We start from the raw sequence: 13,789 nt of genomic DNA, 5'->3' as shown, positions 1-13,789 counted from the left end.
AAATCCATTGTCGGCGACTGTGGTGCCCTATGGATCCGAATCAGCAGTTCATCGAATACCATCAAGCCCTGACGCAGCTGTGTCATGACAAAGCCTTTGTTCAGGATACCCGTCGCAACAAGCTGAGTGCTCTGACGTCGCTGTGCGCCTCCCTGCTTGAGGTTGGCCGGGTCAGTGTCTGGTGGCTGCAAAGTGGCGGCGATGATCTGGAAAGTGAAATTCTGTACCGCTCCGGCGACGGCCACAGTTTCGAACCGGCCTACCTGACCCGTGCTGGTAATCCGGCCTACTTCGAGGCTTTGATGGAAGCGCGCATCATCGATGCCCGTCATGCCCGGCAAGACCCAAGAACCCAAGCCTTTAACGACCACTACCTGATACCGACCGGCATCCACGCCATGCTCGATGTGCCCATTTTCGATGCCGGACAGCTCAGTGGCGTCATCTGTCTGGAAGCGCTGCAACCGCGCGACTGGTCGCTCGCTGATATTTCGCTGGCCACGGCCATTGCCGACACCATCAGCCTGATCAACACCCACGAAGCCTGGTCACAGTCACAACAACAGCTCGACTACGTCACCCATTTCGACACCTTAACCGGCCTGCCCAACCTCAATTCGCTGCGTGACCGCCTGCATCACATCACCCGCCAGGATGCGCCTTTCGCCTTGCTGTGGATTGATCTGGATCGCATCAAGGCCATCAACGACGGCATGGGACAGGTGGTCGGCAACCAGATCATCGGCGAAGTCGCCAATCGCTTGCGTCACCTGTCCATTCCCGGCAAAGACAAAATTGCCCGCGTTGGCGGCGACGAATTCATCATGCTGATTCGCCGCCAAACTGACGAAACGCATTTGCGCCACCTGAGCCAGAACATCCTCAATACCTTGTCAGCGCCGATGCAATTGCACGATCAATTGATCGCCATCACCGCCTCCATCGGCATCAGTATCTGGCCCGGTGACGGCCAGGACAGCGACACCTTGCTTAAGCACGCCGAAGCGGCGATGTATCACGCCAAGGAAAAGGGCCGCAGCCAGGCGCAGTTCTTTAATAGCTCCATCTCCGCCGATGCGCGCTCACGTTTCCAACTGGAATCGCAATTGCGCCAGGCGATTCGCAACCAGCAACTGGACGTCCACTATCAACCCATCGTTCGGGCTAAAGACGGTGAGTTGGTACAGCTGGAAGTTCTGGTGCGTTGGAATCACCCCAGTCATGGCTTACTGCCGCCGATCCGTTTTCTCGACCTCGCCCGGACCGCCGGCCTGATGCCCGAGCTGGGCATGGCGGTTATGCATCGTGCCTGCGACCATCTGCGTCAGGCGCAGCTCGCTGGCATGAAACTGCCACAACTGGCGATCAATTTAGCGCCGGAACAACTGCTCGATCCGGAATTACCGAATCACCTGAAAGAGGTCTACGAAGCCTACGGTTTGAGCGGCGACTGCTTCGATTTCGAAGTCACCGAAGACGTCATCAAGGCCGATACCGAAAACCTGCGCAACCTGCTGAAACAGCTAGTGGACCAGGGCTCAGGTTTATCGATTGACGATTTTGGTACCGGCTATTCGTCGCTGGCGCGGCTCAAACACCTGCCCTTTGCCAAGCTGAAGATCGACCGTTCTTTCGTTAAGGAATTGCCTACGGATCGCGATGACTGCGCCATTACGCTGTCGATTCTCGGTCTGGCACGCGGCCTGGGTATGGCGGTGGTCGCCGAAGGCGTGGAAACCGAAGAGCAGGAACGCTGGCTGACCGAACAGGGCTGCGATTTCCTCCAGGGTTATCGCTACAGCCGGCCGGTCCCGTTCGATCAGTTGATGATCAATGTCTTGAAAGACGCCGGCTAAATCGGGATTCGCTAGGCAACGAATCCCGATTTTATTCAGTCGATTACACCAGTTCCGCCAAATGCGCCGGGTTGAAACCAGACAGTTCATCGTTGGCGCCGCGCTGCACTTTCTGCACCCAATTCGGGTCGCTTAACAATGCTCTGCCGACCGCGATCAGATCGAACTCGTCACGCTCCAAACGCTGCACCAACTGATCCAGCTCGCTACGCTGCGAACCCTGGCCAGCGAAGGCACCGAGAAACTCGCCATCCAAGCCCACCGAACCAACGCTGATGGTGGTTTTACCGGTCAACTTTTTCGCCCAACCGGCGAAATTCAAACCCTGATCACCATCGACATCCGGAAATTCGGGTTCCCAGAAACGACGTTGCGAGCAATGAAAAATATCCACGCCAGCCTCGGCCAGAGTTGTTAACCAGCGTTCCATTTCAGCCGGCGTTTCGGCCAGGCGAGCGCTGTAATCCTGTTGTTTCCACTGACTGAGACGAATGATCAACGGGAAATCCGGGCCGACAGAGCGACGCACCGCCTTAATCACTTCTGCGGCAAAATGGGACCGTTCGACGAGCGTTTTACCGCCCCAATGATCGGTGCGCTGATTGGTGCGCGACCAGAAAAACTGATCAATCAAATAACCATGAGCACCATGCAGTTCAGCGACATCGAAACCCAGACGCTGAGCATCGGCCGCCGCCTTTGCAAAGGCATCGATGGTGTCGGCGATATCGCTTTCGGTCATGATCTTTCCGACTGGTTGATCCGGCGCAAACAACCCCGACGGACTTTCCATCTCGCCCTCTGCCTGCCAACCGGAGCTGCTTGGCGCGGTGCCGGTATGCCACAGTTGTGGTCCCATCTTGCCGCCCGCCTGATGCACGGCATCAATAACGCCCTGCCAACCAGCCAGAGCCTGGTCACCATGGAAGAAAGGAATGTGCTGTTCATTGCGCGATACCGGACGGTTAATCACCGTGCCTTCGGAGAGAATCAGACCCACCTCAGCTTCGGCGCGGCGCCGGTAATAATCAGCATTGGTCTGAGCGGGAACACCATCGCTGGCCATATTGCGCGTCATCGGCGCCATTACGATGCGGTTTTTCAGCGTTAATGAACCCACATTAAGGGGTTGAAACAGAGCGGATGTATCGACTGCTTTGGTTTGCATAAAAAGGGGTTTCCTAGGCGTTTGTTTAACAGACGCAAATGGTATCTTTTATATACCTAGTGTAAATTAGGCACTTAATAGTCACTAAGTAACATCAAGGTAACCACCCATGCCGATGGATCCTGCCTTCACCGTTAACTGCCCCAATCGTTTGCTGTTTGCCGAAATCGCCGATAAGTGGACCATGATGATCCTGACGGTGCTGGAACATCAGCCAAAACGATTCAATGAACTCAAACGCCAGTTGGAAGGGGTGTCACAAAAATCCCTGACCCAGACGCTGCGCCGACTGGAACGTAACGGCATTATCACGCGCGAAGTCATCAGCAGTTCGCCGGTAGCCGTGGAATATGAATTGACGCCGATTGGCCAGAGTCTGCTGACGCCTTTCAAAGCGCTGTACCGCTGGACCAATGACAATCTGGAGCAGGTCAATCGCGCCCGCGAACAGTTCGATCAATTACAGAGTGACTGAAGCGATTCCGGCAATGAACGTCACCCCATCGCTTTAACCAAATACCGATCGCGCCCAGCCGGTCGCTGGCGCCTGCTCGATAAAATGCCGCGCAATCGACTGGTGCGCTTCTGGACCTGGATGCAACGCATCCGGCAGCGGCCAGCGCTGATGATCGTCCGGCCCATAGAGTTCGCAACCGTCGAGAAAGAACAGATTCTTATCGGTTTCCATGCGCCTGCGCACCAAACCCGTCAGTTGCGAACGGATCGACTGCAAGGTCAGTTTGCCGGTCGCGCTGTCTGCGTCGTTGCCGGTCGCCTGAAAGCGAATCTGGCCCTGCGCCAGCGCTGCAACATCAAAGGCACCCGGGCCCGGCGTGGTTTCATGAATCGGACAATACAGCGGCGAGATCACCAGCAGCGGCGTGTCCGCTTGCCCGTCCCGGATCAGATCCAGAAAACCCAGCAGCGCCGGTCCAAAAGCTCGGGCGCGCATCAGATCAGCATTCACCAGGTTGATGCCGATCTTCAGGCTGATCAGATCGGCTGGCTGCTCAGCAATCACCCGCGCCACAAAAGGATCGAGCATGGCGCTGCCACTGAAACCGAGATTGACCAGATCCAGCCCGGCCTGCATGGCCACCTGCGCCGGCCAGATGCCGGCAGCACTGGCGGCATTGGAACCCTGACTGATGGAGCTGCCGTAATGCACCCAGATCGGCTGGCCGGAGGTTTCCTCGCTGCGCAGTTCGGCGTCGCTGCGCAGTTGCAACAGCTCGACGGTTTCGTTGTAGGGCAGCCAGATTTCGATGCGCTTATCACCTTGCGGCAAGTCATCAAACCTCAGCGTACTGACCTCGCCTGGCTGGCGATGGGTTTGACCACTTTGCATATCAAAACTGATTTCCGTAGCACTGGTCGGCGTTGCTAACGCATAAGGCTGGCCATCAACGCACAGCTCAAACTGTCCTTCCGGCCGGCGCGGCATACCGACAAAACCAAAGCGCGAGACAAGCGTATCGAGCTCGATCCAGCGAGCGCCCGTATGCAACACAATGCGCACCCCGGACGGTTGAGATTGCGCCATGGCAAGGCCCGCATCGGCATAATAATTACGCGCCCAGGCTGGTAACCGATGCGCTACCAGAGCTTGGTCACGGCGCTCGATATCGGCGGCGCCTTTAATAAAAACGGGCTGCATAGACGTAACCCGAACGTCGGAAGAAGTCGTCATCTTGGCTCCGAAATAATTTTTTGCAGCTGTGATCAGGCGCCCGGCCAGTGACGCAAAGTCAGATCGAGCGCATCCAGAGTGCGCTCCCAGGAGGTCTGCGCCTCGACTGCGGTGTGCGCAAAACCACCGGCGGATTCGAGTGTGGTGTAACCGAGAAAAACACTGCCCACAAAACGGATGGCGTGGGTTTGTTCGAGCTCGCTCAGACCGTAGGCGCGTAACACTGCGCCGAGCATGCGCGACAACTTAACCCCGGAACTGCCTGCGGCATCGACATCACTCAGCGGATAACGGGCGGCAATAAAACGCCCCGGATGCGTCTGGCCATAATCGCGATAGGCGTTCGCCACCGCAACGAGAGCGTCTTTACCAGAACGACCGGCAACCGCTTCGCTGGCCTGCTCAGCCAGTTCATCGAGCGCCAGCAACGCCAACCGGGTTTTGAGGTCTTCAGAATTTTTCAGATGGGAATACAGGCTGGCAACCTGCACATCGAAACGCCGCGCCAGAGCCGACAGCGTAACCTGCTCGAAGCCCAGCTCGTCCGCCATTTCGGCAGCAGCCTGAATCAATTTTTGAACGTTTAAACCCGCGCGACCGGCCACGGCACAGACTCCTGAATCAACCGGCGCGCAGATTAAACTAAAGCCTTTAGGTTTTCAAATAATAGCTTTAGCTTTGGTCGCCCAACCCTGTCGGTCAGGCGGCGGATCAATGACCGCGTAGTTCAAACAACAAAGCATCTACCGTGCTCGTGGTTGTCAGCTTCAACATTGCTTCGGCGTCAATATAAGCGCCATCACCGGCCGACATGGCCACCTCGTTCACCGTCAATTCACCTTGCGCCACGTGCAGGTAATACAACCGACCGGCTTGGGTGGTGAAGGTTTCTGAGGCTTCGTTTAAGCGCACCTGATACAGCTTGGCATCCTGACGAATCGCCAGACTCTCACCCTCGCCTTGCGGCGATATCACCAGGTTGATGCCACTCAAAGCGGAGAAATCTTTTTGCGCATAACGCGGTTCAACACCGCTGACGTTGGGCATGATCCAGATTTGCAAAAAGTTCAGCGCAGCGGTTTTCGAGGCGTTGTATTCGCTGTGCGCGACACCGCTGCCAGCGCTCATCACCTGAATTTCACCAGCTTTGAGTTGCGACACATTGTGCATGGTATCGCGGTGTTCAATGGTGCCGTTGAGCACATAGGTGATGATTTCCATATCGCGATGCGGATGGGTGCCAAAGCCGGTTCCGGGCGCGACGCTATCGTCATTGATAACGCGCAAATCGGAAAAGCCCATGAAGTCCGGGTCGTAATAGTTAGCGAAGGAAAAGGTGTGGTGCGAATCCAGCCAGCCGTGTTGGGCGTGGCCACGTTCGTTGGCCGGGCGAAGATGAATCATGACGACCTCCTGGGGTTGAGCGTGTCGAGTCAAACTCGATCACCGAATGGAGGCCAATATAGAGGTTGATTGCTGACAAACCTAACGGAGCTTTTCGGCGTTATCGTTCAGTTTCACTGATCGAACGCGGGTAAGGCACACACAGCGGTTTGCCGCCAACCGGTTCGGTCAGAATGCGACTGTTGACGGCAAAGACCGCATCGATATTCGCCGGGGTTAATACCTGCTCAGGCGTACCATCGGCGTAGATGGCGCCCTCTTTAAACAGCACCAGCCGATCGGCATAACGCGCCGCCAGGTTCAGGTCGTGCAGCACCACCAAGGTGGTTTTTTTATGCTCGCTGTTAAGCTTGCGAATCTGTTCGAGCACATCAATCTGGTGAGTGATATCGAGATGGTTGGTCGGCTCATCGAGAATGGCGTAGGGCGTATCCTGTGCCAGCACCATGGCGAAAAACGCACTCTGGCGCTGGCCACCGGAGAGCTCCGACACCGGCCGGTCACGCAGATGTTCAATCCCCACGGTGGCAATCGCCTGGTTGATCAGTTCGACATCCCGTGCCGATCGAAAACCCAGCAACGATTGATGCGGTGCGCGGCCATAACCGACCATCTGCTCAACAGTAATACCGGTTGGCACCAGAGGTTCTTGCGGCAGGAAAGCCAGGGTTCGCGCCACCGCTTTGGGCGAGCTGGATAAGACATCCAAACCATCGACTTCAATCCGACCTTTACGTGGCTTCAGCAGACGCGCCATGGTTTTCAGCAGCGTCGATTTACCGCAGCCGTTAGGGCCGATAAAGACGGTGATTTCGCCATCGCGAATGGTCAGATCAAGGTTGTTAATGACCGCCGGATTGCGACCATAACCGGCACTGACGCCGGACAAAACAATACTCATCCGTCTTGCTCCGAAGCGGTGGTCAACATGATGTAGACGAAGAAAGGCGCGCCCAGCAAGGCAGCGAGAATGCCGGCGGAAATCTCGATCGGCGGTGCCAGCGCGCGGCCCAGACCATCGGCCAGCGACACCAGTAACATGCCGGTCAAGGCCGAGGCCGGCAACAGCCAACGATGCGAGCCACCGACCAAACGCCGGGCAATATGCGGCGCCATCAAACCGATAAAACCCATCACCCCGACCACGGCGACCGAGACACTGGCCAACACCGTCGCCACCGCCAGCAACGCCAACCGCAACAACGGCACGCGAATGCCCAGGCCGGTTGCCGAGGCATCGCCCAGGCTGAGCAAATCGAGGCGATAAGTCAGCGCCATGGCCAGGGCAGCAAACATCAACAGCGGCGCCAGGCTGATCGATACATGATCCCAGCTGCGGCCCCACAAGGAACCGGTCAGCCAGATCAGTGGTGCAGAGCGTTCGGCGTCGCTGGAGGTGACCAGCAAATAATCAACACCGGCTTCAAACACCAAACCCACAGCAACACCGATCAAGGCCAGATGCGCCGGCGATAGGGTGCGAAAGTGTGCCACCAGCATCACCACCCCAGCCGCCGACAAACCACCCAGACAAGCAGCGACCGGCATCCAGGCTGGCGGTAAATCCGGCAACAGACTGACCACCAAAACCGCAAATAAAGCCGCACCCGAATTGATGCCGATAATGCCCGGGCTCGCCAGCGGATTACGGATCACCGCCTGGATAATGGCCCCGGATAACGCCAGGGCACCGCCGGCCAAAAGCGCCAGCACCACGCGCGGCAGACGCGATTTCAAAATGATATAGCGTTGCTGATCGCCATCGAGATTGAACAAGGTATTGATGATGACATCGACCGGCACCTTGACCGCGCCAACACCCAGACTCCAGATCGCCGAGGCCAGCGTCAGCACGGCGAGCAACATCACCAGCGTGGCGCGCCGCTGGTAAACGCCCTGCCCCGCAGCGCTCATACCAGCCTCCGGGCGGTTAGGGTCGCGTAGAGAAAATAAGGCGCGCCGATTAAGGCGCAGACCACACCCAAGGGCGTCTCATAAGGAAAGCGCACCAGCTTGGAAACCGCATCGGCCAACACCAGCAAAGCACCACCACCCAAGGCCACCGCCGGCACCAACAAGCGATGATTCTGACCAAACCAGAACCGGCACAGATGCGGCACCACCAAGCCAACAAACATCACCGGCCCGGCCACCGCCACACTGGCGCCGGTCAAAATCGCCGCCAGCGCCGCACCGAGGAATCGAACCCGGCGCGGATCGATGCCCAGGCCTTGCGAAGCGCCATCACCGAGCGCCAGCACATTGAAGCCATGTGCCAGCAAGGTGCTGCCTAAGAGCCCGGCGATTGACCAGGCAATCAATGGACCCAGATGGTCGGCGGAGACCGAAGAAATATCCGCCGAGACCCAGTTGATCACCAGCCGGGAAAGATCGTCATCGAGGGTGTAGGTAAAACGCACACAGGCGTAACTGAAGGCGCCGACGGCAACGCCGGCAAGAATCAGGCGAATGGAATCGAGTCGGCCACCCAGACCACCGGCGATGGCGAAGGTCACCAGACCGGCGAGAGCAGCACCAAAAATTGCCATCAGGTCCAGCGGTATGCCGGACAGAAACGGCAACACCACCGCCAGCGCCACGCCCAAAGAAGCGCCCTGGTTAATACCCAGAATGGATTCCGAGGCGAGCGGATTGCGCGTTACCGCCTGCAATGCCAGGCCAGCAAGAGCCAGATTAACGCCGACAAATAAAGCCACCAGCGTACGTGGCAGACGCAGATCGAGCACCGCCGAACGCGCCAGCGAACCATCATCAATCCACAACAAACTGAGAATATTGGCGAGGTGGATGTCAGTGCGCTGGCCCAGCGTCAATGACCACAGCGCCGCCGCTATAACGGCAACGCCGAGCAACAGATAGCGAAACGCGAACGGCACTCAGCGCTCGATCTGCGCCATGATATCGACCAGGCTGGCAGCGCTGGCTTCAGAAGCAATCACACCGCGCAACCGCGACCAGTTATGAGCAGTAATGTCGAACAGACGGTCGTTTTTAATGGCCGTTAAGTTATCGAACAAGGGCTGGCCAACCCATTCGTCGGTCAGGCCGGTGTCGACATAGAGGCCGCGAATCAGAATGTCCGGATCGAGCACCGACAGTTGCTCCAACGAGGTCTGCACAATGGCATCGGCGTAAGTGGTTTCGCCATCAGTCGCCGTCATTGCCGAGTCGAAACCGAACCAACTCAGCATGGAACCGTTATAGCTGGTCGGCGAATGCAGATAGATGCCCTGGCCGTTGTCGATAAAGAACTGAATCGACCAACCGGATACATCACCCAACTGCGCTTTGTAGTCGTTCATCAGCGCTTCGTGCTGTTCCAGACGCTGCGTCATCGCCGCTTCCTGACCCACCGCATGGGCGATGGTCGCCGCCGCTTCCATGGCGGTTTCATAGGTGCCGGTCAGGCTGTCGAACACCAGCGTCGGCGCGATATCGCTGAGCGTACCGTAAATCGAGCTGTGACGGCTTTTGTCAGCAATGATCAAATCCGGCTGCAAGGAGGCAATGATTTCCAGGCTCGGTGACTTACGCGTACCGACCGACACCCAGTCGTTCCCAATAATGTCGGTGTAGGCCGGAATAATGGATTCACGACGGTTGTCATCGGCAATACCCACTGGTGCCACACCAATCGCCGCCAGGCTATCGACAAAGCTGTATTCCAAAACCACGATGCGTTGCGGATTCTCGGGAACGTCGGTGGTGCCCAGTTCGTGTTCGATTTCAATGGCGTGGGCCGCAGCGGCCAGAGTCATGATGCAGGCAGTCAACCCAAGACGAGCCAGTAAGGTGCGCACTGTGTTATCTCCATATTCAGCCGACCCGATTGCGCGAAACAGTCTTCAGTCGGTGCTGCAAAGGTGGGAATGCCGATTGCACGGCCGCGCCTTGGCGAGGCCGACAACCAATGGGCAACCAAGTTTGGAGCGGGATAATAACGAGGCACATACGCAAAAACAATTGATAAGCATTATTACCAATACGACGAAATGCCAGCACTGTCTTGCGAGAGGGGTTTTAGCAACGCTCGAAGCGCTGCAAACCAACCTGACCGGACCAGGGGTCGCTGACCTCTTCAGCAACCAGATGAAAATCATACTGCTGGTATAGCGCCCGGGCAGCATCTAGCCCGGCAAAGGTGGTGAGATAGGCCCGCTGGTAGCCGTGTTCGCGTAGAAAGGTATCGGCCCGGCTCATCAGTGACTTGCCCAGTCCCTGACCGCGCAGCTGTGCCGAGACGATAAACCAGCGCAGATGCACGCCGGCGCCGGCAGCATCGATGGCGTCCAGCGTCAGGCTGCCAACCAGACAATCAGCGTCGTCATAAGCGGCCAGAAACAGATCCCGACTGCGTTCAAAGCGGGCAAAGAATTCACCCAGCCCGGCAGCAACGCCGGCTTCAAACTGAGCGCCGAAACCCCAGCGCGGTGCGTAGTAATCCATATGCAGCCGAATCACCTCAGCCAGCACACCGGGACGATAGTGGTCACTGATCTCAATCATCGAAGCTTGCTCTCCCGTTACGTCCGCCCTGGCCCGCTGCCAGCGCGAGTGCCGCCAGATGCTCAGCAAAGTCGTCATCCAGACTGGCCGGTTGCAACACCAGCCGCTGCCAGACAACCGCAATCACCACCTCGTTAACGGCGTGAGCATCGAAACGTCCGGCGTCAGCCTGATTCGCCGCTTCGACCATGGCGGTAACAATATCTTCACGACCAGCCACCAGACCGTCACTCAACAACGCCCGGACCGAGGCATCATTGGAGGCCGCACCAATCAAGCCGGTCAGCACCGTGCCCGCACAGCTGTCGCGATACAGCGCGAACAGCGCGCGCAACAAACTGGCCAGGCGCTGCTCAAGGGTGCCGGTATGAGCTACCTGCAAGGCTTCGCGGCTGACAAGCTCGGTATAAAGCTCCACCAATAGCGCCGCCTTGGACGGCCACCAGCGATAGATCGTCTGCTTGCCAACGCCCGCCCGTTTGGCCACGCCCTCTATGGTGACGGCGTCATAACCGGCCTGCGCCACCCAATCGGCGGTAGCGGCCAGAATAGCGCGATGCTTGGCAGGAGAGCGCCGGTTGGCGGCGGGTGCTTTATCGGCCTTGTCAGTCATGTCCAAAAACTAGACGAGACGTATCGCATTGTCAACGATACTATTATTAACATCCGCCCGGGCAATCTCGTGCCATAGAGCCTGCGCTATAGGTAACTCAGATATTGACGAACTCATTTTAGCTTCGACGCTAACTTAAAGCGGCGACTTATCGCTGGGAAAGGACGCCGATTAAGCAGTAACAGCATTCATTTTTAAGAGTGCACCGCCTTTATGCCGACTTCGTCCAGGCCACCGCTACCATAAGCCCGCGCCGCTTTGATCTCACGCGCCGGTGGTAGCCCAAAGGTTCTGGCGTACTCACGGGTAAACTGCGGCACGCTTTCGTAACCCACGCCATAGGCTGCGGTGCTGATTGCCGCGCCTTCAGCCAGCATGCGGCGACGCGCTTCGATCAAGCGCAGCTGCTTTTGAAATTGCAGTGGGCTGAGCGAGGTGACGGCTCGAAAATGCTCGTAAAATGACGACACGCTCATGCCTGCTCTTTGCGCCAGTGTTTCGACGCGCAACGTTTCGGTAAATCGTTCACGCAGCAAAGCGATCGCCTGGGTGATGCGTTGGGTATGACTTTCAACCGCGCCCAGTTCGCGGATGGCAGCGCCATGTGGCCCCACCAGCAACCAGTAATGCAGCTCACGAATCAAGGCGTCTTGTAATATTGGCCGTGTTTGCGGCCGATCCAGCAGGCGCATCAACCTCAGTGCTGCCTCGGTCACTTCTGCCTCGGTAACATCAACCCCCACCGGCGATTGATAGACCTCGGACACGGCATCGATCTGCTGAACCAGATTTTCGAGAATGGCCAGATCCAGATCGATTACCAACGAAACATAGGGTTTTGCCAAACTCGCTTTGGTGATCTGGCTGACATTGGGAACATTGGCCGCCACCACCAGAGATTCACCGGTCCGCAACTGGAAACTATCGCGACCGACCGTCACCTGTTTTTCACCCTGCAACACCAGCGCAACCAAAGGCTTATAGATGTCGTACTGCAACGGCGTTGGTCTGGTCTGCCGAATAAGGGTGATACCCGGTAGCTCCGTAGGCGCTACCCCATCTGGGTCAGCACAGGATGCTGCGAAGCGAAGCGCCCGGTTTAAGAGTTCATTTTGCATCGATAAAAGTTAGCGCGCGCCTTGGCGACAGACAAGAGTCTCTGGAGTAATAGGCAAATATAGCGGAGGTTCGGGCAAGGACGACGTTAGTTCGCCTAGGAATATCAGTTACCTTAATTAAGATCTTTCAAGCCCGAGACAGAATAAGGCTCCGAAACCACGTAAACCAAACTGAAGAATCAGAGAAATAGGCAAAAATAGTCGCTGATCAAGCAACTGTGAAAGCATAGCGCCGGGCACCATAGCGCTCGTCATTTCATCACAGGAGAACAAGCTAATGACGACTATTTCACTGGTAACCGGTGCTAACCGGGGTCTTGGACGTAACGTCGCGATCAGTATTGCCCAGCGTGGCGGCGACGTCATCCTGACCTATCGCGGCAATGCAGAGCCCGCGCAGCAGGTCGTGCAGGAAATTGAGCAACTGGGGCGTAAGGCCGTTGCGCTGCAACTCGACGTCAGCGAGACCGGTAGCTTCCCCGCTTTTACCAACAGACTGAGCACCGTCTTGAAAGACAACTGGGGTCGCGAAACCTTTGATCATCTGATCAACAATGCCGGTCATGGCGAAATGACACCCTTTGCTGAAACCACTGAGGCGCAGTTCGATGCGTTATTCAATGTTCACGTCAAAGGCGTCTACTTTCTGACCCAGGCATTGCTGTCGCTGCTGCAGGACGGTGGTCGCATCATCAACTACTCCTCAGGCCTGACCCGTGTTTCCTATCCGGGCTTCTCGGCTTACTCGGCAGCCAAAGGCGCGGTGGAAATTCTCACGGTTTACCTGGCCAAAGAACTCGGCAAACGCGGTATCACTGTAAACACCGTGGCCCCGGGTGCGATCGAGACCGACTTCCTCGGTGGCGCCGTGCGTGACATTCCCGAGTACAACGATGCCTTCGCCGGCATGATTGCACTGGGCCGCGTCGGCCTGCCGGATGATATTGGCCCGATGATCGCCAGCCTGCTCAGCCCGGACAACCGCTGGGTAACCGCGCAACGAATCGAAGTGTCGGGTGGTCAGGTCATCTGATCGGAAAACAAAATCAGCAAACGAAAAAAGCTCGATTCTTTCGAGTCGGGCTGTCATCTAATTGGTAGCGGGGGCAGGGCAAAATCGGCCGTTTAGCAAGCACTGCTTGCTGGTCGATTTTGCGACCGCACATGGGCAATAGCGACTGTCTAGCAAGCACTGCTTGCTAGTCGGTATTGCGACCGCACATGGATGTGCGGGCTGGACCAGGCCGCTTGGACGCCCAACCCTAAAGACAAACTCAAAGCGTCCAAAAACATCCACAACGAAAAAAGCCCAGTCTTTTCAGACTGGGCTTTTAACCTAATTGGTAGCGGGGGCAGGATTTGAACCTACGACCTTCGGGTTATGAGCCCGACGAGCTACCAGACTGCTCCACC

General features: G+C 57.0%; 14 protein-coding genes. 3 read left to right on the top strand and 11 right to left on the bottom strand.

What is annotated here, in order from left to right:
- Positions 1 to 29: 29 nt before the first annotated feature.
- The gene (locus ABMA60_RS11650) at positions 30 to 1,856 is read left to right on the top strand and encodes a putative bifunctional diguanylate cyclase/phosphodiesterase (RefSeq protein WP_392803169.1); all 1,827 of its coding nucleotides are present in this window, start codon (positions 30 to 32) and stop codon (positions 1,854 to 1,856) included.
- A gap of 43 nt (positions 1,857 to 1,899) precedes the next feature.
- Here the strand turns inward: ABMA60_RS11650 and ABMA60_RS11645 are convergent, their stop codons facing one another.
- Positions 1,900 to 3,024 carry an NADH:flavin oxidoreductase gene (locus tag ABMA60_RS11645; protein WP_392803166.1) on the bottom strand — a complete coding sequence of 375 codons (1,125 nt, stop codon included), beginning with the start codon at positions 3,022 to 3,024 and terminating at the stop codon, positions 1,900 to 1,902.
- 109 nt (positions 3,025 to 3,133) lie between these two features.
- On the opposite strand from ABMA60_RS11645, the gene ABMA60_RS11640 reads away from it, so the two are divergent.
- Positions 3,134 to 3,499, top strand: a complete 366-nt coding sequence (locus tag ABMA60_RS11640; RefSeq protein WP_392803163.1) for a winged helix-turn-helix transcriptional regulator — start codon at positions 3,134 to 3,136, stop codon at positions 3,497 to 3,499.
- Positions 3,500 to 3,532: 33 nt separating this feature from the next.
- Here ABMA60_RS11640 and ABMA60_RS11635 read toward each other — a convergent pair whose 3' ends face one another.
- The 10 genes from ABMA60_RS11635 to ABMA60_RS11590 form a co-directional block, all read right to left on the bottom strand.
- Positions 3,533 to 4,714: an SGNH/GDSL hydrolase family protein gene (locus ABMA60_RS11635; RefSeq protein WP_392803160.1), complete on the bottom strand. Its 1,182-nt coding sequence runs from the start codon at positions 4,712 to 4,714 to the stop codon at positions 3,533 to 3,535.
- Positions 4,715 to 4,746: 32 nt separating this feature from the next.
- Positions 4,747 to 5,319 carry a TetR/AcrR family transcriptional regulator gene (locus ABMA60_RS11630; protein WP_392803157.1) on the bottom strand — a complete coding sequence of 191 codons (573 nt, stop codon included), beginning with the start codon at positions 5,317 to 5,319 and terminating at the stop codon, positions 4,747 to 4,749.
- Positions 5,320 to 5,425: 106 nt separating this feature from the next.
- Positions 5,426 to 6,118 (bottom strand): pirin family protein, encoded by a 693-nt coding sequence (locus ABMA60_RS11625; RefSeq protein WP_392803154.1) that lies wholly within the window; start codon positions 6,116 to 6,118, stop codon positions 5,426 to 5,428.
- A 100-nt stretch (positions 6,119 to 6,218) separates the two neighbouring features.
- Entirely contained in the window at positions 6,219 to 7,019 is an 801-nt protein-coding gene (locus ABMA60_RS11620; protein WP_392803151.1) for an ABC transporter ATP-binding protein, read from the bottom strand.
- Positions 7,016 to 8,032 carry a FecCD family ABC transporter permease gene (locus ABMA60_RS11615; RefSeq protein WP_392803148.1) on the bottom strand — a complete coding sequence of 339 codons (1,017 nt, stop codon included), beginning with the start codon at positions 8,030 to 8,032 and terminating at the stop codon, positions 7,016 to 7,018. Before ABMA60_RS11615 ends, ABMA60_RS11620 begins: the two co-directional genes overlap by 4 nt.
- Positions 8,029 to 9,015, bottom strand: a complete 987-nt coding sequence (locus ABMA60_RS11610) for a FecCD family ABC transporter permease (protein ID WP_392803145.1) — start codon at positions 9,013 to 9,015, stop codon at positions 8,029 to 8,031. Before ABMA60_RS11610 ends, ABMA60_RS11615 begins: the two co-directional genes overlap by 4 nt.
- Complete coding sequence (locus ABMA60_RS11605) at positions 9,016 to 9,939, bottom strand: Fe(3+) dicitrate ABC transporter substrate-binding protein (RefSeq protein WP_392803142.1); 924 nt, start codon at positions 9,937 to 9,939, stop codon at positions 9,016 to 9,018.
- Positions 9,940 to 10,159: 220 nt separating this feature from the next.
- Entirely contained in the window at positions 10,160 to 10,645 is a 486-nt protein-coding gene (locus ABMA60_RS11600) for a GNAT family N-acetyltransferase (RefSeq protein ID WP_392803139.1), read from the bottom strand.
- Positions 10,638 to 11,258 (bottom strand): TetR/AcrR family transcriptional regulator, encoded by a 621-nt coding sequence (locus tag ABMA60_RS11595; RefSeq protein WP_392803136.1) that lies wholly within the window; start codon positions 11,256 to 11,258, stop codon positions 10,638 to 10,640. Before ABMA60_RS11595 ends, ABMA60_RS11600 begins: the two co-directional genes overlap by 8 nt.
- Before the next feature lie 194 nt (positions 11,259 to 11,452).
- Positions 11,453 to 12,376 (bottom strand): AraC family transcriptional regulator N-terminal domain-containing protein, encoded by a 924-nt coding sequence (locus ABMA60_RS11590; RefSeq protein ID WP_392803133.1) that lies wholly within the window; start codon positions 12,374 to 12,376, stop codon positions 11,453 to 11,455.
- Positions 12,377 to 12,653: 277 nt separating this feature from the next.
- Between ABMA60_RS11590 and ABMA60_RS11585 the strand changes: the two genes are divergently transcribed.
- A complete protein-coding gene (locus tag ABMA60_RS11585) occupies positions 12,654 to 13,409 on the top strand; it encodes an SDR family NAD(P)-dependent oxidoreductase (RefSeq protein ID WP_392803130.1) in 756 nt (251 codons plus the stop codon).
- Positions 13,410 to 13,789 lie beyond the last annotated feature (380 nt).

Source organism: Saccharospirillum sp. HFRX-2 (assembly GCF_043196805.1).
In the GTDB taxonomy this organism is placed as follows: Bacteria; Pseudomonadota; Gammaproteobacteria; order Pseudomonadales; family Natronospirillaceae; genus Saccharospirillum.
This window is presented reverse-complemented; position numbering and strand designations above follow the sequence as displayed.